The organism is Sphingobium fontiphilum, assembly GCF_014196635.1.
Lineage (GTDB): Bacteria > Pseudomonadota > Alphaproteobacteria > Sphingomonadales > Sphingomonadaceae > Sphingobium > Sphingobium fontiphilum.
In genome coordinates this window covers 88,214-112,262 of sequence record NZ_JACIEB010000003.1, presented here as the reverse complement: position 1 = coordinate 112,262, position 24,049 = coordinate 88,214, and the positions used below count along the sequence as shown (strand labels likewise).

Sequence of the window (24,049 nt, the reverse complement as noted above, 5' to 3'; positions counted from 1 at the left end):
TGATCTCCCTTGCTGGCCGCAATGCACGATATCGGGATAGCGTGATGACGGCCCTTTATCCGTTGAACCGGATTTAGTCGGCCATTTCAATCCGATTTCGCCCTGCGCTTTTGGCGCGATACAGCGCATCATCGGCTTGCGCCATCAGTTGCCCTATGTCGGCGGACATGTCGGCCTCCGCCATCGCGACGCCGATACTCGCGGTAATATGGATTTTCCGGCTATCGCTCAGGATAATCGGATGGTCGTTCAGGGCCTGCCGGATGCGCTCTGCAACCAATATCGCCCCTGGTCGCGAACAATTCGGAATGAGCACGGCGAATTCCTCGCCGCCTACACGGCCGAACAGATCACAACCGCGCAGGCATTCGCGCACCCGTTGGGCAAAGCCGATCAGTACAGCGTCGCCACCCGCATGACCATATCGGTCGTTGATCGATTTGAAGAAATCCAGGTCCAGCATCAGCAGGGCGCCCGCAGGATCGCCGGAACGGCATATAGTCTGCGCACTGTGCATGAATGCATTGCGGTTGGCGATGCCGGTCAGGCCGTCATGGTTGGCGGCGTGCATCAGCATGTCATAGGCCGCGTTACGATTGGCGGTGATCGACGTCAGCATGATGGGTGCAATGAACAACATGGACAAACCGAGCCGGAACGACACCAGATTGAACGCATCGGACGTCTGCTCGGCCGGGAGGATATATTGATTCGCCAGGGTTTCCATGGCCCAGTAACCGCAGAACGCCGTCAATATGCAGGTTCGGAAAACCGGGTAGGAAAGACCGCACCATAGTAGCGCCGGCACGGGGAAGGCTATCGCGCCCGGCCCGCCGACTAGCTTCGCAGCGAGGCAGGAATAGATGAGCGCGATCAGGGGAGCCAACTGGCGCAGCGACATGGCCGGTTTGCGGACGGGCGGGCGCGGCCGGGATGGGAAGGCCAGCACCATCGGCAGCACCGTGACATAATTGACCAATTCTGTGGTGAACCAGAACTGCCAACCGCGCCACATGCCGCCGCCAAAGAGGATCGGATTCGCCGCCATACCAACGAGACCGGCCACCGCTCCACCAGCCGCGCAGCCCGCGAACAGCCAGGGCACCGACATGGGTTGCCTGAGCCGGATCACATCCTGTGGCAATCGCCTCAACACCAGATAGGCGATACCGATGCTGACCATGTTTCCACAGTTGAGCAAGGCGGCGACTTGCAGCGATGAGCCGGTCAGCAGATCAGCGGCCATGAACGCTCCGGCCGACGCGATCCAACCGAAGGGACGCGCGGCGTCGGGATGGCGCAGCATATAGCCCAGCATAATCGCGTTGGCGGGCCAGAACGTCGCCAAAAGGCCGAAAGGGCGCGTCAATATGCCGAATAGGCAGGCCGCGAACACCAGAAGAGCAACGACGAGCCATGGCGGCGGGGTTAATGAACGCCAGTGGAAAGACCGCCGCGCGACGATTCGCGCTCTTGCAGCCCTCATTCTCGCCTCCCCTCCCCATCCGTTCGCTCTTCGCGGCGATCCGGACGGATATTGATTCACATGGATATTTTACTGGGCGGTCCAGCCGCCGTCGACCATCATGTTGGAGCCGGTGATGTTGGCCGCCTCGTCACGGCAAAGGAACAGCGCCATCGCCGCCACCTGATCCACGGTGACGAACTGCTTGGTCGGTTGCCCGGCCAGCAGCACGTCGTTCATCACCTGCTCGCGGGTCATGTTCCGCGCCTTCATCGTGTCGGGGATCTGGTTTTCGACCAGGGGTGTCCAGACATAGCCGGGCGAAATGCAGTTGGCGGTGACGCCGAACGTCGCAAGTTCCAGCGCGATCGTCTTGGTAAAGCCGAACAGGCCGTGCTTGGCGGTGACATAGGCGCTTTTGAAGGGCGAGGCGGTCATCGAATGGGCGGACGCGGTCTGGATGACCCGGCCCCATTTCTTCGCCTTCATATAGGGCACGGCGAGCCGCGTGGTGTGGAACGCGCTGTTGAGGTTGAGCGCAATGATGAGGTTCCACTTGTCGATCGGAAATTCCTCGACCGGCGCGACATGCTGCATGCCCGCATTGTTGATGAGGATGTCGACGCCGCCAAAGGCGCCGGCGGCTTCCTTCATCATCGCCTCGATTTCATCAACCTTGGTCAGGTCGTGGCCCGAATAGACCGCCTTTGCGCCGCTCAGCGCTTCGAGCGCCAGCCGTTCCCGCTCGATCGCCTCCGCATCGCCGAAACCATTGATGACGATATTGGCGCCTTCCGCCGACAGCGCCTTGGCATAAGCAAGGCCGATGCCCGATGTCGACCCGGTGATGAGGGCGGTCTTGCCGGCTAGAAATCCTGTGCTCATGCCGTTTTCTCCTTCAGATGGTCGGGCGCGTCGAGATCGAAGGTGGCGCTTTTCCCGTCCAGGATGTTGCGGGCGATCAAATCGCCCTTGTGCATCACTTCCTCCACCGCGTCGCGGCCCTGCGCCCAATGGTCGAGCATGGTCGTGCGCGAAAATTCGAAGTCGCGCGCGCCGCTTTCCCAGTTGCGGCTGCGATAGATGAGGTGGACGATGTTGACCGCGCCGCGATCGAGCATGGCGCGCAGGCGCTGCGCATCGGGATCGTCGCGCAATTCCGGCGGCAGCTTGTCCAGCAGAGCCTGCATCGCGCCATGTTCGCGTCGCAGGCGCAGATACTGGTCGGTTACCTGCCGGGTGCGGCTGGAATATTGAATATCCTTCGTGCGCGAATAGACGTCGGTCATCTGGCGCGGCATCGGCCCTTCGGCGGGGAACAGGTCGACCTGAAACACCAGCATGTCGTCGGTTTGATGGTCCAGTACATGGGCGAGCGGGGTGTTGGACACGATGCCGCCGTCCCAATACCAGCGCCCGTCGATTTCGACCGGCGGCAATCCGGGCGGCAGGGCGCCCGACGCCATGATGTGCCGCGCGTCGATGCGGGTGTTGCCGCCCGGCCCGCGCGTGTCCCAATAAGCGAAATTGCCGCTTTCCACGTCGACCGCGCCGACCGCAAGGCGGACCGGGCCATCGTTCAGCAAATCCCAGTCGACGCAGGAGTCCAGCGTCTGCTTGAGCGGTGCGCTGTCATAAAAGCTGATCGCGCCCGCTGTCCCCTCCGGCATCAGCGGCGCGGGCCACAGGCGCGGGCGGAACATGCCCGGCACGCCGAAGGTGGCGACCGTGCCCGCCGCCATCAGATGCACGGCTTCGCGGATATGGTCGATTTCGGGCAGGATGATGTTGGGCATCCCCCCCGACACCGTGTTCCAGAATTTGCGCAACCGGCTGCGCCGCTTGTGCGGCGGATTGCCGGCGATGATCGCGGCGTTGACCGCGCCGATCGATATGCCCGCGACCCAGGTAACATCGACGCCCAGTTCGTCGAGCCGTTCATAAACCCCGGCCTGAAAGGAGCCGAGCGCGCCGCCGCCCTGAAGGAGGAGGGCGACCTGCTTGGGGAGCGGCAGTGGGTTGGGCGCGCGCCGGTGGCGTTGCGATGAGGATCTGTCGAGCATGTGCGGAGCAATATAGCGATTATCCGGTCCATGCCAACGCATTGTCATGTCCTTTGGGACGTCGCATGGCTTGTGCGGTGATCCTTCGCGGTGGCATAGGCAGGGCGACCCCGGCGGGAGTGATGATGCGATGCGGCTCGACGACGAACAGGAAAGCACCCATTTCGAGGTGCAGGACGGCCGTGGCGGCGGCTTTGGCGGCGGAATGGGCGGCGGCCTGGGCATGCTGTTGCCGTTAATCGGCAGCAGGTTCGGCTGTGGCGGCATAGCCGTCGTGCTGGTCATCATGGTGGTGATGGGGGTCAATCCGCTGTCCTTGCTGGGCGGCGGCGGAGTCGGCCCTTCCCCCCAGGTGGAGAGCAGCAAGCCTTCGCCGTCGCAACTGACCGATGTCCAGCGCGTTTCGCTGCGCGTCCTGGGGTCGACCGAGCGGCGCTGGGAGGAAATTTTCAGGAGCGAGGGCGAAAGCTACCCGCCGCCGACCCTTGTCTTCTATAGCCAGTCGGGCATGTCGGGCTGTGGCGCGGCGCAATCGGCCATGGGGCCATTCTATTGCCCGGCCGACCGCAAAATCTATCTAGACACCGATTTCTTCAGGGAAATGGAGACCCGCTTCAACGCGCCGGGCGATTTCCCCATCGGCTACATCATCGCGCATGAGGTGGGCCACCATATCCAGACGATCACCGGCCTGTCCGACAAGGTGCGCGCGGCCCAGCGCAATGCCAGTGAGACGGAGGGCAACGCCCTTCAGGTCCGCATGGAATTGCAGGCCGATTGCTATGCCGGCGTGTGGGCGGCGCGCGACCAGAATCTGATGGAGCCGGGCGACCTGGAGGAAGGGATGCGCGCGGCCGAGGCGATCGGCGACGACACGCTGCAACGCTCAGCCGGGCAACGGCCCATGCCCGACAGCTTCACCCATGGCAGCAGCGCCCAGCGTATGGAATGGCTGCGCAAGGGACTGTCGACCGGCGATCTGGCGCAGTGCGACACGTTCAAGGGCGTGCTGTGAAGCGTCAGAGTCGTTGAAACCGGGACGCCTCGTCGCTTAGTGGGCGCACACTGATTCCCTGCCCGACACGAAAGTCCGATCCATGACTGTCCGCACCCGCGTCATCCCCTGTCTCGATGTGGCCAATGGCCGGGTGGTGAAGGGCGTCAATTTCGTCGACCTTGCCGATGCGGGCGATCCGGTGGAGCAGGCCCGGCTCTATGACGCCGCGGGTGCGGACGAGCTTTGCTTCCTCGACATCACCGCCACGCATGAGGCGCGCGGCACCATATTGGATGTGGTGCGGCGCACGGCGGAGGTCTGTTTCATGCCGGTGACGGTCGGCGGCGGCGTCCGCAGCCCGGAGGATGCGCGCGAACTGCTGCTCGCAGGCGCGGACAAGGTGGCGGTGAACAGCGCGGCGGTCGCCCGGCCCGAACTGGTGGCCGACATCGCCGACCGTTTCGGCGCGCAATGCGTGGTGGGGTCGGTCGATGCCCGCCGCGTGGGCGAGGGGCGCTGGGAAATCTTCACCCATGGCGGGCGCAAGGCGACCGGCGTCGATGCGGTTGAACATGCGTTGCGCCTCGCCGAACTGGGCGCGGGCGAATTGCTGGTCACGTCGATGGACGGCGACGGCACGCGCGCGGGCTATGATCTCGAACTCACCCGCACCATTGCCGACGCGGTGTCGGTGCCGGTGATCGCCAGCGGCGGCGTCGGCACGCTCGACCATCTGGTCGCAGGCGTCACCATCGGCCATGCCAGCGCGGTGCTGGCGGCGTCGATCTTCCACTTCGGCCAGCACACGATCGCCGACGCCCACCGGGCGCTGGCGGCGGCGGGGGTGGCCGTGCGCGCGGCCTGATCGCCGTCCGACCCTATTTTGCTGTTGACGCTGGCGGCCATCGGGCGGCATCTGCGCCCCATGCGCGCGACCCTTCACCAGCTTGAACAGACGATCAAGGCCCGCCGGACGGCAGACCCGTCGACATCCTATGTCGCCAAGCTGACGGCGCGGGGCCGCGCCAAGATCGCCCAGAAACTGGGCGAGGAGGCGGTCGAGTCGGTGATCGCCGCGATGCAGGACGACCGCGAGGGGCTGACCGGCGAGGCCGCCGACCTGCTGTTCCATCTGCTGGTGCTGCTGGCTGACATCGACCTGCCGCTCGACGCCGTGCTCAATGAGCTGGACCGGCGCGAGGGCGTGTCTGGGCTGGTGGAAAAGGCGTCCCGGCCCAAGGACTGAAAAGGCCGGGACCGGCGATCAGTCCTCGGCGGTTTCCGCTTCGCCTTCGGCCGGGGTTTCGAACCAGGCTTCGACCGGGCCGTTGAGCTTGATGGTCAGCGGGTTGCCGTGGCGGTCGCGGGTCTTGCCGGCGGCGACGCGGATCCAGCCTTCGGAAATGCTATATTCCTCGACATCGTTGCGAACGCGGTCCTTGAACCGGATGCCGATGCCGCGCTTCAGAACATCCATGTCGAAATGGGGGCTGCGCGGATTGGTGGAAAGGCGGTCGGGCGGTGTATCGGTCATGCTGGCAAATCCTGTATTTTCCGGCGCGCTGCCTACCCCCTCGTCATCGCCTGCGTCAATCGTCGACATCGCAAAAGGCGCGGCGGATGATGCCGCTGGCCAGCCATTGCCGGAATTGCCGGTCGGCGTCTGACAGTCCCGCAATCGGCCGGGGTTGCGCGCGCTCGTCAACGGCGCGGGCGGCCTCGACCAGCCGTATAACCGCGGCCGGATCAGTCGTCAGCACCCGGCCGCGCCGGTCGGTCGACGCGCTGTTGACGCCCACGACATGCCCGTCCTCGCCGAGCGTGGGGCCGCCGCTGATGCCGCTGAGCGTGCCGTCGCGTTCGGGCTGGCGGCTGCGTTCGGCCCATACCAGCACGGGTTCCGCGCTGTCGGCCATGCCCCGGCGCGCGTCGGCCGCGCCGATCAGCTCGGATTGCACGACCATGGGTTCCCCCGCCGGGAAACCCATATGATAACCGAGACCGCCCGGCTCGGGCGCTCGTGCGGTCAGCGGCAAAATGGCGACGCTTTGCTGTCCGTCCCGGATCAGAGCGACGTCCGCCTCGCGGCTTTCCAACACGCGCGAAACGGCGATGGGCATGCCGTCCTCCTCGAGCCCGAAACGGGCGCAGCCATGGGTGACATGCTCGGCGGTCAGCCATACGCCGTCGCTGTCGACGACAAAGGCGGTGCCCATGCTGTCGCGCGCCGGCCCGTCGCGATCCTGAATGACATAGGTTTCGCGTTCGAATTGCGGCAGCGGGCGGCGCGGCGAGCGGGGATCGAACGCCTCTGTCTGGAGCGGCGGCAGGTCGCTTTCCTCGCCGCCGACCCAGACCGCGATCAGGATCAGCCCCAATATCAGCGGAAGGCAGCCCGAACGGCGCTGGGCCATGGGCTTATCCGGCGACGGCGGCGGCGGTCAGGCAGGCGATGGCCGCCTTCATCATCGCCAGGAAGATGGCGGCGGACCGTTCATCCTCCTCGATCCGGCGGGACAGCGAGCCCAGCAGGAAATCCACTGCGCGAAAGGCGATGAGTTGTAGGACCAGCGTGACGCTGCCCCAGATCACAATGTCCCACACATTGACGGAGGCGGCGAGGCAGAAGCCCAGCGGGATCGCCAGACCGATGGCCGCGCCGCCCAGCGAGATCGCCGCCGACTGGTTGCTCGCGCGGATCAGAGCAAATTCGTCATGCGGCGTGATCCACATGTATAGCGCCAGCGCCGCCAGCCAGACGATGGTGGCGCTGGCCAGATGGATGAGCAGGATGGGCAGGCCCGCAAGCAGGCTGTAAATGACAGGCATGGGATCGGTCATGGCGCGACCATGCCCTATCGGCCGTGCGTCTTCAACGGGGACGGCGCGCCCTGCACGGTCACGCCGCCCGCCGGATCAGCGGCAGATGCGCACGCGGATGTTACGATAGGAATAGGGGCTATAACGCCATTCGGTCCAGCAATGGCGACGATAATCGCGCCACTGGTTGCGATAGGCGTAATGGCGTCGCCAGTCGCGCCGGTCCCGCCGCCAGTCGCGGTGCGACCGGTATTCGCGATAGCCGCGCCAGTTGTCGCGATGGCCGTCGCGCCAGCCCGCGCGATGATCGCGGTCATGCGCCTGCGCGGCGGGCGCCGCCATGGTCATCCCGGTGATCGCCAATGACAGCGCCGCCGCGCCTTTCCAGAACATGGTCATATCCAACTCTCCTGTCTGCGTCCGCCGGGCGTCCGGTGGAGCAGGAGGGAAATTGCCCGATTCGGGCTGAATTGACCGGGAACGGGATTGTCAGCGGCCGTTCACCCGACGCTCGCCCGTCGCAGGTCCGCTTCCGCCTCGGCCATATAGTCGCGGGTGATGGGCAATGTGCGGCGGTCGCGCACATATTGGACCTGGTAGTTCACCATGCCGCCATGTTCGAACACCGTCGCCGCGCCCGCGAGGTAGAAGGTCCACAGGCGATAGAAGCGCTCGTCATACAGGGCGATGATCTCCGCCTTGTGGGCTTCCGTCCGCTTGTACCATTCCCGGATGGTCAGGCCATAATGGATGCGCAGCACCTCCACGTCCGTGACCATCAGGCGCGTGCCTTCGCTGCCCTGGATCATTTCGGATAGCGCCGGAATATAGCCGCCGGGGAAGATATATTTCTGGGTGAAGGCGTCGGTGATGCCCGGCCCGTCGACCCGGCCGATGGTGTGGATCAGCATCACCCCGTCACGGGTCAGCAGGTCGCGGCATTTGGTATAGAATGCCCGATAATGGGCGGTGCCGACATGTTCGAACATGCCCACCGACACGATCCGGTCGAACTGGCCCTGCATGTCGCGATAGTCGATCAGTTCGAACCGGACATGATCGGCGACGCCCGCATCCTGCGCCCGCTGGCGCGCAACCTTCAACTGTTCCTCCGACAAAGTGATGCCGGTCACGTCGACGCCGCACATGCGGTGGAGATAGAGCGCCATGCCGCCCCATCCGCAGCCAATGTCCAGCACCTTCATGCCCGGTTTAAGGTGCAGCTTGGCGGCGATATGCGCCTTCTTGTCCTCCTGCGCCTGGTCAAGGCCGATGCCCGCTTCATTGTCGGCGTCGGGCCAGTAGGCGCAGCTATATTGGCGGTCGCGGTCAAGGAACAGCGCGTAGAGAGCGCCCGAAAGATCGTAGTGATGGGCGACATTTGCCTTTGACCGCGAACGGTGATTGGCCCGCCAGACGCGCTGGCGGAAGGATTTGAAGCTGCGGGCGAACGGCCCCTTGTCGCTGATGGCGCGGCCATCCTCCCACGCATTGTTGGCGCGCACCATGGAGACAAGATCCATGATCGACCCGCCCTCCAGCACAATCCGCCCGTCGATCCATGCTTCGGCCAGGCCGAGACGGGGATCGCGGATGATGTCCATGGGTACGCGCCGGTCGGCAAAGCGCATCGCCATGGTGGGAAAATCGGGGTCGGGCTGCCCCAAAGTGGCGCGGCGGCCGTCGGCATAGAGGATGCTCAACTGGCCCTTGCGCACCAGTCGACCAAGAACGCGGTCCAATAGCTTCATGGGTCCAGACTGTCAGTTGGGAGGGAGATGGTCAAATGCCGGCATACCAGTCATAGCCCGCATGGTCTTCCCAGAATCCGCCCTTGCCCCGGCCGATTTGCGACAGGCTGTTCACCGCTTCGATGGCCATCAGATATTTCGCCTGCTTGTAACCCAATTGTCGCTCGACCCGCAGGCGCAGCGGCGCGCCGTTGGCGACGCTCAGCGGCCGGTCGTTCAGCGCGAAGGCCAGGATGGTTTGCGGGTGGAAGGCGTCGACCATGTCGATGCTTTCATAATAGGCCTTGCCCCCGCCCATGTCGTCGGCGCAGCGCAGCACGATATAGCGGGCCGTGTCGCGCATCCGCGCCGCGTTCAGGATCAGCGACAGGGGCACGCCGCGCCATTTGCCGATGGCGCTCCACCCTTCCACGCAATCATGGCGGGTGATCTGTTCGCGATGGGGCATGGCGTGGAATTGCGCCAGCGACAGGGACAGCGGCCGGTCGACAAGGCCCGTGACGCGCAGCCGCCAGTCGGCAAAGCCGCCGCGCCACAGCGCCTTATATTCCGGGGTGTTGGGGTTGGCGGTGCCGTTGGCGCGGAAGATGGGCGAAATCTGGTCGGGGTGAAACTCGCGGGCCATGGCGTTGCGCGCCATCAGGCTGCGTTGCGCCCATTGATGGAAATTCTCGGCCGAAAACAGCGCGCGGCGGATGGTGGCGTTGCTGGCCAGCCGGTCGCATCCGGCCAGCGTCGCGGCGGCGCCCAGCACCAGTGCGCGGCGGGTGATGATGATGCTCATGCCCGTTCCTTCGGCACGCGATACCATCCGGTTACCATGGAGCGCACTTCGTTGAACGGCCCCGCCAGCAGCACCATTGCGATATGCACGACGAAGAAGGCGGCGAGCGCGAAGGCGGTCAGGAAATGGATGGTCCGCGCCGATTGCCGCCCGCCGAACAGGTCGACGAGCCAGGGCCAGGCCGCGTTCATGCCCGGCGACATGGTGAGGCCGGTCAGGATGATGAGCGGCAACAGGATGAAAATGACCGCCACATAGCTGCCCTTTTGCAGGACATTGTAGCGCAGCGCCGCCGTTCCGGTCGGGAATCGCAACCGGGCATGGTCGATGATGTCCCGCCATATTTGGCGCGGGGCGAGTTCGGCGCGGTTGAACGCCAGGTCGCGCGCGACATGCCGGTTGCCCAGACTCCAGAGCATATAGGCGAGCAGGGCGAAGGCGAAAATGGGGGCGGCGGTCAGATGCCAGTGGCGCGACATCGCCAGATTATAAAGCGCGGGCAGGGTGATCCAGCCGGGGAAACGGTCCAGCACCAGCCAGGGCGTGTCGAAATTGGCGCCAAATTGCCCCCAATAGAGTCGGGGATGAGCGTTGAAGATGCCCAGGCCGCTGGTGAACAGCACATAGAGCAGCAGGGCGTTCAGCCAGTGCCACAGGCGCGTCGAGAGGCGATGGCGCTTGGCATAGTCGGGGGGAGAGGCGGGCGCAGGCTCCATGATGGCGAGATTATCCCGAAAGCGGCGGGACGTCACCCGCGATCATGTCGTTCGCGTCATCGTTGATGTTGTTTGTCGAATCGCCATAGCCATGAACTCCTTCGTTGAGGCAGTGGCCGCTCCGCAAGGGAACCAAATAGTCGATTTGTAATGATGGATTAATTTAGAATAATAATATCCTCCATCCAGGGATGTAAACTCAGGTCGCCTGTCAATCATTTTGGTCGTTCGACTAATATTAGAGATGGGTAATATGAAAAAGATCACGATTTTTGTTGCTTCGTTCGCTCTATGCTTCATTTCGGCTCCGGCATTCGCTCAGGAAACATCCGCCTTCACTGGCCCGCGCGTCGAGATCATTACCGGCTATGACAATGTCGATGCCGATGGCGCGAAGTCGGCTGACGGCCTGCTTTATGGCCTTAACGCCGGTTACGACTTCGCCATGGGCGGCGTCATCCTGGGTCTGGAAGGCGAAGTGTCCGATTCGACCACCAAACAGAGCGACGCCATTGGCCGCACCGTGACCGACCGCGACCTCTATATCGGCGCGCGCATCGGCGTTCCCATCAGCGAGAAGGCGCTGGCCTATGCCAAGGCTGGCTACACCAACGCCCGGTTCAAATATGAAGAGGCGGCCGGTGGCGAAGGCGGCGGCACGATCAGCGGTGGCGGCAATGCCGATGGCCTGCGTCTGGGCGCCGGGCTCGAATATCGCCTCGCCCGCAATATCTTCCTGAAGGGGGAATATCGCTATTCCAACTATGAAGCGGGCCTCTCGCGCCACCAGTTGGTGACCGGCCTCGGCATTCGCTTCTGATCGAAATGGGCCGGAAGGGCGCGCTTTTTACTGTCCTTCCGGCCTTTCCTGTTCCGGCGCATGTCACTGTTTTGCAACACATGGCTGAAATTGCTTGAAAATAATGCACAGGCCTCTTTGCAAAATAATCTGTCGATCCTAAATGCGCCCTGCGTGATCGTGATGCAGGTCACAGCTTTCTGATCATATAAGATACAGAAGGTGCAGGAGGATTTTGAACAAATATTGCGAAGTCCTTGCATCATCATTGAAAAAAAGATGAGTTTCTTCATCTTTATATTTGAACATTGAGGTTTCTATGAAGACTGTGATTTTCGCAGCCGTTGCTGCTGCCGCCGTTGCCGTGTCCGCTCCCGCCATGGCGCAGGACGCCGCGTCCTTCTCGGGCCCCCGCGCCGAAGTTCTGGCCGGTTATGACTCGCTGGACACCAACAGCAACGGCCTGGGCACGCCCGACGGCGTCCTCTATGGTCTGGGCCTCGGCTATGACTTCCAGGCTGGCGGGGCCGTGTTCGGTGTCGAAGCCGAAATCGCCGATTCGACCGCGAAGCGCACCGTTGCCGGCGTTGACGTAGACGCTGCTCGCGACATCTATGTCGGCGGTCGCGTCGGCTTCGTGATCGGCGACAAGGCGCTTGCCTATGCCAAGGTCGGCTACACCAACGCCCGCATCGAAACCGACGGTTTCGGCGGCGACAATGGCGACGGCATCCGCGCCGGCCTGGGCCTGGAATATAAGCTGGGCGGCAACATGTTCGTGAAGGGCGAATATCGCTATTCGAACTACGAAGGCGATGTGGAGCGCAACCAGGTCGTCGCCGGCCTCGGCATCCGTTTCTGATCCCTCTCGGAACGGTGTGAACGGGAAAGGGCGGCCCTTGCGGGTCGCCCTTTTCTATTGCCGGTCATTCGGCCAGCGGCCTGAGATCCGGCTCCATCCATGCCCGCCGCGCCTCCACCGACATCAGCCGCTCGCGTGTCCAGTGCGCGAGGGGCCAGTCCTTGTCGCCCAATGGCGAGCCCATCAGCGCGGCGAAGGCTTCGGCCACGCCCGCACCGGCGGGCAGTGTGGCGATCAGCGCACGGGCCGCGCGCAGCGACGCTTGCGTGATGGTTTCATGGTAACCGGACGTGTCGCTGTTCACGCCGCCCACGCTTTCATTATAGCGTCGGATCATGTCCGGCATGTCCCGTTCCGGGTTCACATCCGGCCGCTTCATCATCAGCCATAGCGCCGTCGAAAAATGGGCGGCATGGGTCCATTCCTCTTTGGGCAGGCTGTGATCGCAAAAGCCGGTCGCGATTCGCTCTATTTCCGCTTCGTTCGTCGTCGTCGTCATATCAGTGCGTCCTTTCATCATGCCCGGACGACGGGCAAAGAAAAACCCCGCCGTTCGGGCGGGGTTTGCTGGATCATGGTTTGGCAGGATCGGCGGGAAGGCTCTTCAGCCGCCCACTCTTTCCCACGCCCACGCCAGCGGCCCCGCACAAGGCAGGGTTTGTTGAATGGCAGGGGCGTTCTGGCGGTCCATGCGATTGGCGCTATCGCGGCGGCAAGGTGGCGTCAACCAAGCGCGGCCTGTTTTTCGGCGGCCAGTCGGTCCAGCTCGGCCCGGCTTTTCTTCTCGCTCGCCGATTTAAGCTGGCCACAGGCGGCCATGATGTCGCGCCCGCGCGGCGTGCGCACCGGGGCGCTGATGCCGCCTTCGAACACGATGCTGCTGAACGCGCGGATGCGTTCGGGCGTCGAACATTCATAATCCGTGCCCGGCCAGGGGTTGAAGGGGATCAGGTTGACCTTCGCCGGGAGCTTATATTTGCGGATCAGGCGGACCAGTTCGCGCGCATCGGCATCGCTGTCATTCTTGTCCCTGATCATCACATATTCGAATGTGATGCGGCGGGCGTTGCTGGCTCTGGGATAATCGGCGCAGGCCTGGAGCAGTTCCTCGATCCCATATTTGCGGTTGAGGGGGACGAGTTCGTCGCGCACTTCCTTGGTCACGGCATGGAGCGAGACGGCGAGGTTCACGCCGATTTCCTGGCTCGCCCGCGCCATCATCGGCACCACGCCGCTGGTCGACAGGGTGATGCGGCGGCGCGAGAGGGCCAGGCCATCGCCGTCCATCACCACTTTGAGCGCATCGCGCACATGATCGAAATTATAGAGCGGCTCGCCCATGCCCATCATCACGATGTTGGTCAGCATCCGCCCGTCGGTGGAGTATTGGGGGGCGTCCTCATCCTCATCCTCGGCCGCGCCGCCCATATTGCCGCGCGGCCATTCGCCCAGCGTGTCGCGGGCCAGCATCACCTGTCCCACGATCTCGCCCGGCGTCAGGTTGCGGACCAGCCGCATCGTGCCGGTGTGGCAGAAACGGCAGTTGAGCGTGCAGCCGACCTGGCTCGACACGCACAATGTGCCCCGGTCCGCGTCGGGGATGAAGACCATTTCATAATCCTGCCCGTCGTCGGAACGGAGCAGCCATTTGCGGGTGCCGTCGCTCGACACCTGGGCTTCCACCACGGTCGGGCGGCCGACGACGAAGCGCGCCGCCATCCATCCACGCATCGGCTTGGCAAGGTCGGTCATCGCCTCGAAATCGGTTTCGCCGCGATGATAGAGCCAGTGGAAAAGCTGTTTCGAACGCAGCTTGGCCTGCTTCGCGTCCAGCCCCGCGCTTTCCAGCACGGCCCGAATCTGGTCGCGCGCCAGCCCCATCAGGTCGACGCGCCCATCCTCCCGCGGCGTCACCGCGCGCGGCACGGGCACAGGGTCGATAAGGCCGGGGATCGGCATCAAGGGATTGGCGGCTGTCTGCATCCGCCGCCCATAATGCATTTTCCGCGATTGTGGAAGCAGGCGCTCAGCGCCGCCGCGCGCAACCCAAAGCCGCGGCGTCGATGGCCGTCGCCGCGCCGCGCAGGGCATAGGCGTCGGCGAAGATGCGGCCCGAACGGTCTGTAGCCTCCACCGCCATGGATGTGCCCGAACGGATGGCGGCGATGATCGCCGCGTCGGCGCGGGCGTCGGCGGCCCAGGCGTCGGCCGCGCCCGCAACCAGCGTGAAGCGCCGGTCGCCGACCGCCAGCCGCACCGGCGTGTCAGGCCGCCGTTGACGGCTGAGGCGCAGGTTGACCTGTCCGCGCACATGCCGGGCGGGCCAATATCCGATGGCGGCGAAAGCGGCGGAGCGGTCGGGCTTCACCGGCTGCGCAATCGCGAAGCAGCGGGGGCCGGCCGGGTCGCGAAAGGCGCCCCAGCGTTCGAAAACGCCCAGCGAATCCCGCGCGATGGCTGGCGTGGCTATGCTCATGGCGATGATCAGGGGCGCAATAAGGCGTCGCATCGCCGTTGGCAAAGCGCATATGCCCGGCATTTGCAAGCGAGAGGGCGTCCAGCGCTTGCCCAGCGCGTCATTAAGGTTATGTAGAAAGGCCGTCATTATCCGCTGGATTCGGCCGGATGCATGAGCGGGGCCATGGACAGAACAGAACGGATTGACAGGGACATATGAAGGCCACCATCGAACGCGCGACGCTTCTCAAGAGCCTGAGCCATGTGCAGTCGGTGGTCGAGCGGCGCAACACCATCCCCATTTTGTCCAATGTGCTGATCGAGGCGTCGGCGGACGGCTCCATCAGGCTGATGGCGACCGACCTTGACTTGCAGATCGTCGAAAGCGTGTCGGCGCAGGTGGACCAGCCCGGCGCGACGACCATTTCCGCCCACACATTGTTCGACATCGCCCGCAAGCTGCCCGAAGGCAGTCAGGTGCTGTTGCAGGCGGCCGACGGCAAGATGCTGGTGCAAGCGGGGCGCGCGCGCTTCAACCTGTCCACCCTGCCGCGTGACGATTTCCCGATGATCGCGGAAGGCGACCTGCCCACGCAGTTCGAGCTGCCCGCCGAAACGCTGAAGCAGATCATCGACAAGACGCGCTTCGCCATTTCGACCGAGGAAACGCGCTATTATCTGAACGGCATCTATTTCCATGTGTCGGATGAAGGCCAGCCGGTGCTGAAGGCGGCGGCGACCGATGGCCATCGCCTCGCCCGCGTCACCGTGTCGCGCCCGGACGGCGCCGAAGGGATGCCGGGCATCATCATTCCGCGCAAATGCATCGGCGAACTGCGCAAGCTGCTGGACGAGGTCGAAGGATCGGTGGCGATCTCGCTGTCGGCGACCAAGATCCGCTTTGGCCTGGGCAGTGCGATCCTGACCAGCAAGCTGATCGACGGCACCTTCCCCGATTACAGCCGCGTCATCCCGACCGGCAACGACAAGCTGCTCAAGATCGACCCGCGCAGTTTCGAGGAAGGCGTCGACCGCGTCGCCACCATCGCCACCGACAAGACCCGCGCGGTCAAGATGGGTCTGGACCGCGACCGCATCACCCTGTCCGTCACCAGCCCGGAGAACGGCACGGCGGCGGAAGAAGTGCCGGGCGACTATAGCGGCGACGGCTTCGACATCGGCTTCAACGCCCGCTATCTGCTCGACATATTGGGGCAGGTCGACGGCGATCTGGTCGAACTGCACCTGGCCGACGCCGCCGCGCCGACGCTGATTCGCGAAAATGACAACAGCCCGGCGCTTTATGTGCTGATGCCGATGCGCGTCTGACGCCGCCGGGCCGTTTCGGCTTGGCGCAACACAGGACCGACGGCTAGTCTTTCCACAGCTCTTGTGGGGACCGATTCGACGTGGACTGGATGCTCGCTGGGCCGTTTCTGCCCTTCACTGTCGCGCTGGCGCTGATGCTGCTCATCGGTCTGGTCGAGGCGGTCGGGCTGGGCGGTTTCGATCTGGATTGGGACGCCGACTTTGGCGACATTCCGCTGCTCGGCTGGCTGGGTTTCGGCAGGCTGCCCTTCCTGATGCTGGTGGTGCTGTTTCTGGCGCTGTTCGGCATCACCGGCATGGCGATCCAGCAGGCGCTGGCGGCCTTGACCGGCGAAATGCTGCCCGGATGGCTGGCGTCTCTCGCCGCGACCTTTGCGGCGCTGCCGGGCACGGGCCTGCTCGCCCGGCCGCTCGCCGCGATATTGCCCCGTGACGAGACGAGCGCCATCGACGTCGACGAACTGGCGGGCCGTCGCGCCGTCATCGTCACCGGCCGGGCGACCCCCGGCTCCCCGGCGCGGGCGCGCGTCACCGATCGCTTCGGCCTTAATCATTATGTCATGGCTGAACCCGACAATAGCGGACAGGCTTTCGTGGAGGGCGAGGAAATCATCCTCGTCCGGCGCGACGGCCATGTCTTCAAGGCGATCACCGAAGGAAAGACCTTCCTTCCCCAACTGGACGACTGACCCCCATGAACGCGATCATTCCCGCTTCCGATGCCGGATCGTTGATGCCGGTGCTGCTCTATTCCGGCACGGCGCTGGTCGCGTTCCTGATTGTCGGCATCATCATCGCGCGCCTTTACAAGCGCGCGTCGAAGGAAATCGCCTTTGTGCGGACCGGTTTTGGCGGGGAAAAGGTGGTGATGAACGGCGGCGCGCTGGTGCTGCCGGTGTTTCACGAAACCATGCCCGTCAATATGAACACGGTGCGGCTGGCGGTGGAGCGCAAGAATGCCGATGCGCTCATCACGCTCGACCGGCTGCGGATCGACGTGAAGGCGGAATTCTATGTCCGCGTGCGGCCCGATTCGGGGTCGATCGCCGTCGCGGCGCAGACTTTGGGCCTGCGCACCATGCGGCCCGAAGCGTTGAAGGAACTGGTCGAGGGCAAGTTTGTCGACGCGCTGCGCTCCGTTGCGGCGGGCATGACGATGAACCAGCTTCACGAACAGCGCAGCGAATTCGTGCAGAAGGTGCAGCAGGTGTCCTCCGCCGATCTGGCGATGAACGGTCTGGAGCTGGAATCGGTGTCGCTGACCGGCCTCGACCAGACCTCCATCGAACATTTCAACGCCAATAACGCCTTCGACGCCGAGGGTCTGACCAAGCTGACCGAGCAGATCGAATTGCGCAAGAAGGCGCGCAACGACATCGAGCAGGACACCCGCGTCCAGATGGAGACGAAGAATCTGGAGGCGGAACGCCAGTCGCTGCTGATCGGTCGCGACAATGAATTCGCCCGGCTGGAGCAGGAGCGCGAGATCGAGATGCGCCGCGCCGAGCAGACATCGGAAATCGCCCGCCAGCAGGCCGAGCGCCAGCGCGAGGCCGATCAGGCGCGAATCAGCGCCAAGCAGATGACCGACGCCAGCCAGATCGAGGCCGACCGCGCCGTTCAGGAGGCGAAGATCGCCCAGGCGCAGGCGCTGGAACTCGCCCGTCAGGAACAGCAGATCGCGGTGCAGAACAAGAGCCGCGAGGAAAGCCAGGCCCGCGCCGAGGCGGACAAGGCCCGCGCCGCCGCCGTCGCCGCCGAGGAACAGGTGGCGACATCACGCGAGACGGAGATCGCCAACCGCGCCAAGATGATCGAACTGATCGAGGCGGCCAAGGAGGCCGAACGCGCCGCCATCGCCATCACGGTTCAGGCCGACGCCGAGAAGAAGGCTGCCGCCGACCGCGCCGAAGCGATGCTGGAGGCGGCGCGCGGCGAGGCCGAGGCGGAAAAGCTGCGGGCGGAAGCCGCGCGCGTGCGGTTCGAGGTGGAGGCGGCGGGGCAACGCGCGGTCAACGAAGCGGCCAATATCCTGTCGATGGATCAGGTTTCGCTCCAGACCAAGATGGCGCTGCTCAAGGTGCTGCCCGACGTCATCCGCGAGGCGGCCAAGCCCATGGAGGCGATCGACAGCATCCGCATCGTGCAGGTCGACGGCATTACCGGCCGGGGCGAGGGGTCTGGCGCGGCCTCCGTCGCGACGGGCGGCGAGGGCAATCTGGCGGAAAGCGCGGTGGCCGCCGCGCTGCGCTATCGCGCGCAGGCGCCGGTGATCGACGGGCTGATGAAGGAACTGGGCTTTGACGGCGCGACGCTGGACGGGCTGGTGGCGGCGGCGGCAAAGCCGGATCGGCCCGCTGCGCCGTCCGATCAGGACTGAGCCTGTCCCATGATCCGCGCGCCCATGATCCTTGCGAGCGTGACGAATTCCGCCACGGTCAGGGTCTCCGCGCGCCGGGTCGGGTCTATCCCCGCCTGATCCAGCGCGGGCAGGGCGCCGGGCAGGCCTTTCAGGCTCTGTCGCAACATCTTGCGCCGCTGGCCGAAGGCGGCGGCGGTCAGGCGCTCGAGATGGATGAGCGCAACGTCATCGGGCGCGGGCCTGGGCGTGATGTGGACGACGGCCGACATCACCTTGGGCGGCGGGGTGAAGGCGCTGCGATGCACCTTCATCGCGATCCGCGCCTCGCCCCGCCATTGGGCCAGCACCGCCAGCCGGCCATAATGGTCGGTGCCCGGCGCCGCGACGATGCGTTCGGCGACCTCGTGCTGAAACATCAGGGTCAGCGACGACCACCAGGGCAGCGGCTCCCACGGCGCGGAGAGCCAGCCGACCAGCAGCGCCGTGCCGACATTATAGGGCAGGTTGGCGATGATATGCGCGCCATCGCCTGCCTCCGCGCGGGCGTCGACCTTCATCGCGTCGCCGGAAATGACCCGCAACTGGCCGGGAAAGGCCCGATCCAGTTCCGCCAGCGCGGGCAGGCAGCGTTCGTCCCGCTCCACCGCGACCAGATGCGCGCCCGCGCGCAGGATCGCGCGGGTCAGGCCGCCCGGACCCGGCCCGACCTCGAAAGCGTGAGCGCCGCGTAGCGGGCCGGGAATGGCGGCGATACGGTCGAGCAGCTTTTCATCGAGCAGGAAATTCTGGCCCAGCGCCTTGCTCGCTTGCAGGCCATGCGCGGCGATAACATCGCGCAGCGGCGGCAGCGCCTGGCGCGGCGGATCAGCCGCCATGCAGCTTGCGGCAGCGCGCGGCTTCGGCGGCCATGCGGATGGCGGCGATCATCGCGCCGGGATTGGCGCTGTTGCTGCCCGCAATGCCAAACGCCGTGCCATGATCGGGCGAAGTGCGGATGATGGGCAGGCCCAGCGTCATGTTGACGCCATCGTCGAAATGCAGCGTCTTGATAGGGATCAGCGCCTGATCGTGATACATGCACAAAGCCGCGTCATAGGTTTCGCGCGCGCGGGCATGGAACATGCCGTCGGCGGACAATGGCCCGCGAATGTCGAGACCCTCGGCCGCGAGCGATTCGACCGCCGGACGGATGAGCTCGATCTCCTCGCGACCGATGGCGCCGCCTTCGCCCGCATGCGGATTGAGCGCCGCCACGGCGAGACGGGGACGGGCGATGCCGAAATTACGCTGCAACCCCTTGGCTGTGGTGAGCGCGCGGGCGCGGATCAGGTCGATGGTCAGCGTGCGCGGCACATCGGCCAGCGCCACGTGGATGGTGATGGGCACGACGCGCAGCGACGGCCCGGCCAGCATCATCACGGCGTTATGGGCCGCCACGCCGCAGCGCTCGGCGACGAATTCGGTCTGGCCCGGATGGACGAAGCCGACGCCATAGAGTTGTTCCTTCGCCACCGGCGCGGTGACGATGCCCGCGGCGGAACCTGATCGGGCAAGGCCGACGGCCGCCTCCAGCGCCTCGAAAGCGGCGCGGGCGCCCTCCGCGGTCGGTTGGCCCGGCGTGATCGGTCCGGCATGGGTGACCTGAAGGCAGGGCAGGGCGGCCACAAAAGCGCCGACCGCCTGTTCCGGGCTGTCGATGACGCGGATCGGCCCGCCCCAGACGGCGCGCAGCGATGCCGGATCCCCCACCGCGAAAAAGGGCGGCAGGCCGCGCATGTCGCGCATCACCCAGCTTTTGGCGACGATCTCCGGCCCAACCCCGGCGGGGTCGCCCAGCGATACGGCAAAGGGGGCCGCCGGGTCAGTTATAGTCGATGATGGCATCGCGTCGCAGATCGCGCAGGTAGATGCGGGCGCGCTTGTTCACGCGCTCCTCCTCCATCTGGGCCATGATCTGTTCGTAATTGGGGGCGCCGGCCGATTGCGGTTCATCGCGGCCGCACACGATCAGCACGCGAACGCCATCGGTGATCGAACCGAAGGGCGGCGTGGACTGGCCAACCTGAAGGTTGACGAGAATGTCCTGCAACTGCGGGGGCAGGTCGCGCAGTTTGACATTGTCGTTATCGACCACGTCCGCGCCCAGTTTTCGGCCCATTTCATTGGCGTCGCCGCAACCCTTGATCTCGCGCGCGGCGGCGGCGAATGCGCCCGCGCGGGCGGTCGCCTGTTCCTGCGTTGTCCCGCCCGGGAAGGCGATCGACAATTGCTTGAGACTGAGGATGGCGTCGCGCGGATCGCTCGTCAGCACCTTGCGCTTGTCCATCAGATAGATGAGCGAGACGCCGCCGGGAACGGGTATGGGACCGGCCAGCTGGCCAACGTCCAGTTCCGCCGCCGTGCGCGCCAGCTCATCGGGCAATTGCGCCGGGCGCACCCAGCCCAGATCGCCGCCCACCGACGCCGTCGATGCTTCGGAAAACTGCCGGGCATAGGCGGCAAAACTGCCGCCCTGCTTGATCTGATCGACGATGTTGCGCGCGTTGGAGACGATCTGCTCCATATTTTCGGGCGCGGCGGACAGATAGATTTCGCCGATCCGATATTCCTCCGTGCCCTTGGCGGCGTTCAGCCGCTCGACAACCTGCTTCACTTCCTCCTCGCCGACATTGACGAAGGGCTGAACATTGCGGCGCAGCAGGCGGCTCCACGCCATTTCACCCTCGATCTGGCGCTTGATGCTGGCGGCGGCGCTGCCCTGGCTGCGCAGATAGTCATCGAACTGGGCGGGCGTGCGGCGGAAATTGGAGGCGACGCGGTTATAGCTGTCGTCCACTTCCGCCTTGCTGATCCTGATGTCGTTGGCGGCCGCTTCCTGGATCTGGAGCGTTTCGTCGATCAGGTTGCGCAAAACCTGCACGCGCAGCCTTTCCCTCTCCTCGTCCGCGACCTTGCCGCCATTGGCGGTGATGATGAGCGCAAGCCGCTGGTCGACGTCGGTGCCGGTGATGATATAGCCGTTCACGATCGCCGTGGCCTTGCGCACATTGGGATCGCTCTTGCCGAAAACGGTCATGTCGCTGGGCAGTTTCAGCGCCTGCGACGCGACCCCGCCATCGTCGCCCACGGTCTGCGCGGTCGCCGGGGTGCTCAGAATGCCAAGGAAAAGCGACGCCATCGTCAAGACGGAAGCGGAACGGCGAGCGAAGGATGAGACAGGCTTCATCGGTGACGTCATTCTCCAAAAGGTCCGGCGCCCAACTGCCCCGGTTCGCCTTAACCAGTCCTGAGCGAACGTAAACGCCTGCGTTCCTATATGCCCAGATTGCGAAAAGCCAGCCGTAGTTGGAAACTGTTCCCGCGCCTGGCGTCGCCATTGGCGATATAGTCGCGCCGCCAGGTCACGCCCAGCGTCAGGCAGTCATCCTCATAAGCGACGCCCAGCCGGTGCCGCACGGGTTCATAGCCATCGGCGATGCTGGTCGGGTCTTCCTTTGCATCGGTCAGGTCGACTACGGTCGATCCGAACACCGACCAGAAACGGGCGAACTGCACCCGCCCGCCCAGCCGCAATTCTTCGCGGTCGCCCAGATCCTCAAGGCTGGCGAGGGCATTGCGGTTGAGCCGCAGATAGCTGACCTTGGCATAGGTGCTGCGGCTGCCGACAGTGGCGTCAATCTCGTTGCGGCGGACCGACAGGCTGTCCTTGTCCAGACGGAAACGGTGGGTGAAGGCGACGAAATCCCTGAACCGCACGGTCGTGCGGCCGACAATGTCGGACATGCGATCGGACAGGCCGGTGCCGTCGGGCAGGATGGCGGGGCGCCGGTCGAGCCGGTAGCTCTGGCCGATATTGGCCTCCACCGACCAGCCGGGGCGGGTGAAGCTGTAATCCAGGCCATAAGTGATGCGGCTTGAATCCTCGAACCGGTCATAGCCGGAAAAGCGGTTGAGCGAGAACAGGTTGCTGTCTTCCAGGTCGACAGCCCGGGCGTCTTCATTGGGCAGGCGCAGATTGGCCAGATGCGGCGCCGCGACCATCTGGACGCGAGGGGTGATGCGCTGGATGCCGCCCAGAAACTGCCCCATGAACGGCCAGCGCATATCCACCGCCGCCGCAGCGATCCCGCGCGCCTGCCAGCCCGGCTCGCCCCGATAGCTGGCCGTGCTGGTCAGGTCATTGTCGCCGCTGTGATAGAGATCGCCGCGCAGGAAGGTGGTGAAGGTCAGTTCCTGACCCATGCCGGTCAGCGTCCGCAAATTCCATTCGAAAGAGCTAAAGGCGCGCTGCGTATCCTGTCCATGGGTGCGGGTGATCGCCAGGCTGTTGGCCTGCACCTGAACCTGCCCGCCCAGCAACGGGTCCGCCAGGCGCAGGCGATAGTCGATCAGCGGCAGGGCGATCGGCGTCTGCCCCTGCGAATCGCCGATACGCATCGTCTGCACCGCCCATCCGGCGACCGAAAAATAGCTGTTCTGGCTGATGCGCTGCGCCGACAGGGTGGAGCGCAGGCGGTCGTCCCGGTTGATGTCGTAACGGCGCAGGAAGGTGCGGTCGCTCGCCGCGCGGATCGACCCGGCCAGGCTCCATTCGGGGCTGAGCTGCATGCCGCCGCTGGCGTCGATATAGCCGCGAAAATCCTTTTCCGCCGAAGCGGTCGGATTGGCGCTGGAGCGGCGGCTGCCATAGGTGGCGTATCCGGTGATCTGATATGCGCCGCGATCCCACAGATGGCGGTAATTGCCCTCCAGCATCGGCAACACGTCGCTGTAGAGGTGCGGCGTGACCGTCACGTCGCGGTTGGGCGCCAGCTTGAAATAATAGGGCAGGGCGACTTCCAGCCCGTTATTGCGGTCATAGCGCAAATTGGGGACCAGAAGGCCGCTGCCGCCCCCTTCCCCCGCCGGATGCGACAGGCCGGGCAGCGGGATCAGCGGCAGGCCGAACAGTTCGATGGTGGCGTTGGTGTATTGGACGCGCGCGCGCTGTGGATTGTAGACGACCTTGACCGCCTTGATCTGCCAGGTCGGTTCCTTGGGGCAGCCGTCATGGTCCTCCACCGCACAGCCGGTATAGGCCGCATGATCCAGAACATAGACGCCATTGGTGCGATTGCCCTTGGCCGCCGCCAGCCGCCCGCCCGAATCGAGCACGACGAGCATATTGTCGACCACGCCATCCTTCAGCGTGTCGGTCACATCGACTTTGTCGCCATAGGCGATATTGCCGTCAGGGTCGGTGATGGAGACATTGCCGATCGCCTCCACCTTGCCGCTGTTGCGGTCCCACACCACCGTGTCGGCGCGCAGCCGGTTGCCATCGCGCAGCAATTGCACATTGCCGCTGGCGGTGACCACGCCGCTATTGTCGTCATAGGTCAGCGTGTCGGCGGCAAAACCGATCTGGTCCTCGCTTTCCGGCACGGGCGCGTCGGGTGCGGCGATGGGAACGACCGGTTCGTTGAAATCCTGTGCGACCGCGACGCCCGGCATGGCGATGCCGACCATCGCCAGGGGGAAGAGAGGGGATGGAAAGGGACGCAGGGGCAAGTCACGGGCCTTTGATGCACGGGGCACTGGTTTCCCTGCCTATTACACCGCTTTGCCTTCGCCGCAATCGCCGTGCGGCGGGCGCGTCGATGAA

The 24,049-nt window shown here is 64.8% G+C and carries 25 protein-coding genes; 8 read left to right on the top strand and 17 right to left on the bottom strand.

The features are described 5' to 3' along the window. Positions 1-73 precede the first annotated feature (73 nt). The 3 genes from GGR44_RS07545 to GGR44_RS07535 form a co-directional block, all read right to left on the bottom strand. Positions 74-1,486, bottom strand: a complete 1,413-nt coding sequence (locus tag GGR44_RS07545) for a sensor domain-containing diguanylate cyclase (protein ID WP_246344447.1) — start codon at positions 1,484-1,486, stop codon at positions 74-76. A 69-nt stretch (positions 1,487-1,555) separates the two neighbouring features. Beyond that, positions 1,556-2,350, bottom strand: coding sequence for a 3-hydroxybutyrate dehydrogenase (locus GGR44_RS07540; protein WP_183954977.1), 795 nt, complete (start codon positions 2,348-2,350; stop codon positions 1,556-1,558). After that, positions 2,347-3,528, bottom strand: a complete 1,182-nt coding sequence (locus GGR44_RS07535; RefSeq protein ID WP_183954976.1) for a DUF3734 domain-containing protein — start codon at positions 3,526-3,528, stop codon at positions 2,347-2,349. Before GGR44_RS07535 ends, GGR44_RS07540 begins: the two co-directional genes overlap by 4 nt. Positions 3,529-3,658: 130 nt before the next feature. On the opposite strand from GGR44_RS07535, the gene ypfJ reads away from it, so the two are divergent. From ypfJ to GGR44_RS07520, 3 genes are all read left to right on the top strand, one after another. Beyond that, entirely contained in the window at positions 3,659-4,543 is an 885-nt protein-coding gene (ypfJ, locus tag GGR44_RS07530; protein WP_183954975.1) for a KPN_02809 family neutral zinc metallopeptidase, read from the top strand. A gap of 82 nt (positions 4,544-4,625) precedes the next feature. Further along, positions 4,626-5,390, top strand: a complete 765-nt coding sequence (hisF, locus tag GGR44_RS07525) for an imidazole glycerol phosphate synthase subunit HisF (RefSeq protein ID WP_183954974.1) — start codon at positions 4,626-4,628, stop codon at positions 5,388-5,390. A 60-nt stretch (positions 5,391-5,450) separates the two neighbouring features. Beyond that, positions 5,451-5,771: a phosphoribosyl-ATP diphosphatase gene (locus GGR44_RS07520; protein ID WP_183954973.1), complete on the top strand. Its 321-nt coding sequence runs from the start codon at positions 5,451-5,453 to the stop codon at positions 5,769-5,771. 18 nt (positions 5,772-5,789) lie between these two features. Here the strand turns inward: GGR44_RS07520 and GGR44_RS07515 are convergent, their stop codons facing one another. The 7 genes from GGR44_RS07515 to GGR44_RS07485 form a co-directional block, all read right to left on the bottom strand. Then, a complete protein-coding gene (locus GGR44_RS07515) occupies positions 5,790-6,059 on the bottom strand; it encodes a DUF3297 family protein (RefSeq protein ID WP_183954972.1) in 270 nt (89 codons plus the stop codon). Between the two features lie 55 nt (positions 6,060-6,114). Beyond that, positions 6,115-6,939 (bottom strand): S1 family peptidase, encoded by an 825-nt coding sequence (locus tag GGR44_RS07510; protein ID WP_183954971.1) that lies wholly within the window; start codon positions 6,937-6,939, stop codon positions 6,115-6,117. A 4-nt stretch (positions 6,940-6,943) separates the two neighbouring features. Continuing rightward, positions 6,944-7,366, bottom strand: coding sequence for a DUF350 domain-containing protein (locus GGR44_RS07505; RefSeq protein ID WP_183954970.1), 423 nt, complete (start codon positions 7,364-7,366; stop codon positions 6,944-6,946). A gap of 75 nt (positions 7,367-7,441) precedes the next feature. Continuing rightward, positions 7,442-7,744, bottom strand: a complete 303-nt coding sequence (locus tag GGR44_RS07500) for a hypothetical protein (protein ID WP_183954969.1) — start codon at positions 7,742-7,744, stop codon at positions 7,442-7,444. 101 nt (positions 7,745-7,845) lie between these two features. Beyond that, on the bottom strand, positions 7,846-9,096 hold the full coding sequence (locus GGR44_RS07495) for an SAM-dependent methyltransferase (RefSeq protein WP_183954968.1): 1,251 nt from the start codon (positions 9,094-9,096) through the stop codon (positions 7,846-7,848). 31 nt (positions 9,097-9,127) lie between these two features. Continuing rightward, positions 9,128-9,880 (bottom strand): molybdopterin-binding protein, encoded by a 753-nt coding sequence (locus tag GGR44_RS07490; RefSeq protein ID WP_183954967.1) that lies wholly within the window; start codon positions 9,878-9,880, stop codon positions 9,128-9,130. After that, entirely contained in the window at positions 9,877-10,596 is a 720-nt protein-coding gene (locus GGR44_RS07485; RefSeq protein ID WP_183955255.1) for a cytochrome b/b6 domain-containing protein, read from the bottom strand. Before GGR44_RS07485 ends, GGR44_RS07490 begins: the two co-directional genes overlap by 4 nt. A 253-nt stretch (positions 10,597-10,849) precedes the next feature. Here GGR44_RS07485 and GGR44_RS07480 point away from each other — a divergent pair, with 253 nt between their 5' ends. After that, positions 10,850-11,416, top strand: a complete 567-nt coding sequence (locus GGR44_RS07480) for an outer membrane protein (protein ID WP_183954966.1) — start codon at positions 10,850-10,852, stop codon at positions 11,414-11,416. A 298-nt stretch (positions 11,417-11,714) separates the two neighbouring features. Next, positions 11,715-12,257 (top strand): outer membrane protein, encoded by a 543-nt coding sequence (locus GGR44_RS07475; RefSeq protein ID WP_183954965.1) that lies wholly within the window; start codon positions 11,715-11,717, stop codon positions 12,255-12,257. Positions 12,258-12,321: 64 nt separating this feature from the next. Here GGR44_RS07475 and GGR44_RS07470 read toward each other — a convergent pair whose 3' ends face one another. From GGR44_RS07470 to GGR44_RS07460, 3 genes are all read right to left on the bottom strand, one after another. Continuing rightward, positions 12,322-12,756, bottom strand: coding sequence for a hypothetical protein (locus GGR44_RS07470; protein WP_183954964.1), 435 nt, complete (start codon positions 12,754-12,756; stop codon positions 12,322-12,324). A gap of 224 nt (positions 12,757-12,980) precedes the next feature. Continuing rightward, positions 12,981-14,240, bottom strand: a complete 1,260-nt coding sequence (rlmN, locus tag GGR44_RS07465; RefSeq protein WP_183954963.1) for a dual-specificity RNA methyltransferase RlmN — start codon at positions 14,238-14,240, stop codon at positions 12,981-12,983. Between the two features lie 43 nt (positions 14,241-14,283). Beyond that, positions 14,284-14,766, bottom strand: a complete 483-nt coding sequence (locus tag GGR44_RS07460; protein ID WP_183954962.1) for a hypothetical protein — start codon at positions 14,764-14,766, stop codon at positions 14,284-14,286. A gap of 164 nt (positions 14,767-14,930) precedes the next feature. Here GGR44_RS07460 and dnaN point away from each other — a divergent pair, with 164 nt between their 5' ends. The 3 genes from dnaN to GGR44_RS07445 all read left to right on the top strand — a co-directional run bounded on the left by dnaN (position 14,931) and on the right by GGR44_RS07445 (position 18,423). Continuing rightward, positions 14,931-16,043: a DNA polymerase III subunit beta gene (gene dnaN / locus GGR44_RS07455; protein WP_183954961.1), complete on the top strand. Its 1,113-nt coding sequence runs from the start codon at positions 14,931-14,933 to the stop codon at positions 16,041-16,043. An 89-nt stretch (positions 16,044-16,132) separates the two neighbouring features. Further along, on the top strand, positions 16,133-16,732 hold the full coding sequence (locus tag GGR44_RS07450) for a YqiJ family protein (RefSeq protein ID WP_183955254.1): 600 nt from the start codon (positions 16,133-16,135) through the stop codon (positions 16,730-16,732). A 44-nt stretch (positions 16,733-16,776) separates the two neighbouring features. Beyond that, positions 16,777-18,423, top strand: a complete 1,647-nt coding sequence (locus tag GGR44_RS07445) for a flotillin family protein (RefSeq protein WP_425511309.1) — start codon at positions 16,777-16,779, stop codon at positions 18,421-18,423. Here GGR44_RS07445 and rsmA read toward each other — a convergent pair. The 4 genes from rsmA to GGR44_RS07425 all read right to left on the bottom strand — a co-directional run bounded on the left by rsmA (position 18,414) and on the right by GGR44_RS07425 (position 23,913). Further along, positions 18,414-19,280, bottom strand: coding sequence for a 16S rRNA (adenine(1518)-N(6)/adenine(1519)-N(6))-dimethyltransferase RsmA (gene rsmA, locus GGR44_RS07440; RefSeq protein ID WP_183954959.1), 867 nt, complete (start codon positions 19,278-19,280; stop codon positions 18,414-18,416). The two genes, GGR44_RS07445 and rsmA, sit on opposite strands and share 10 nt — an antisense overlap. Then, positions 19,270-20,289 carry a 4-hydroxythreonine-4-phosphate dehydrogenase PdxA gene (gene pdxA / locus GGR44_RS07435; RefSeq protein WP_183954958.1) on the bottom strand — a complete coding sequence of 340 codons (1,020 nt, stop codon included), beginning with the start codon at positions 20,287-20,289 and terminating at the stop codon, positions 19,270-19,272. The genes rsmA and pdxA overlap by 11 nt, the downstream gene beginning before the upstream one ends. Next, positions 20,267-21,583 (bottom strand): peptidylprolyl isomerase, encoded by a 1,317-nt coding sequence (locus GGR44_RS07430; RefSeq protein WP_246344373.1) that lies wholly within the window; start codon positions 21,581-21,583, stop codon positions 20,267-20,269. Before GGR44_RS07430 ends, pdxA begins: the two co-directional genes overlap by 23 nt. A 134-nt stretch (positions 21,584-21,717) precedes the next feature. Then, positions 21,718-23,913 carry an LPS-assembly protein LptD gene (locus GGR44_RS07425; RefSeq protein ID WP_183954956.1) on the bottom strand — a complete coding sequence of 732 codons (2,196 nt, stop codon included), beginning with the start codon at positions 23,911-23,913 and terminating at the stop codon, positions 21,718-21,720. Between the last annotated feature and the right edge of the window lie 136 nt (positions 23,914-24,049).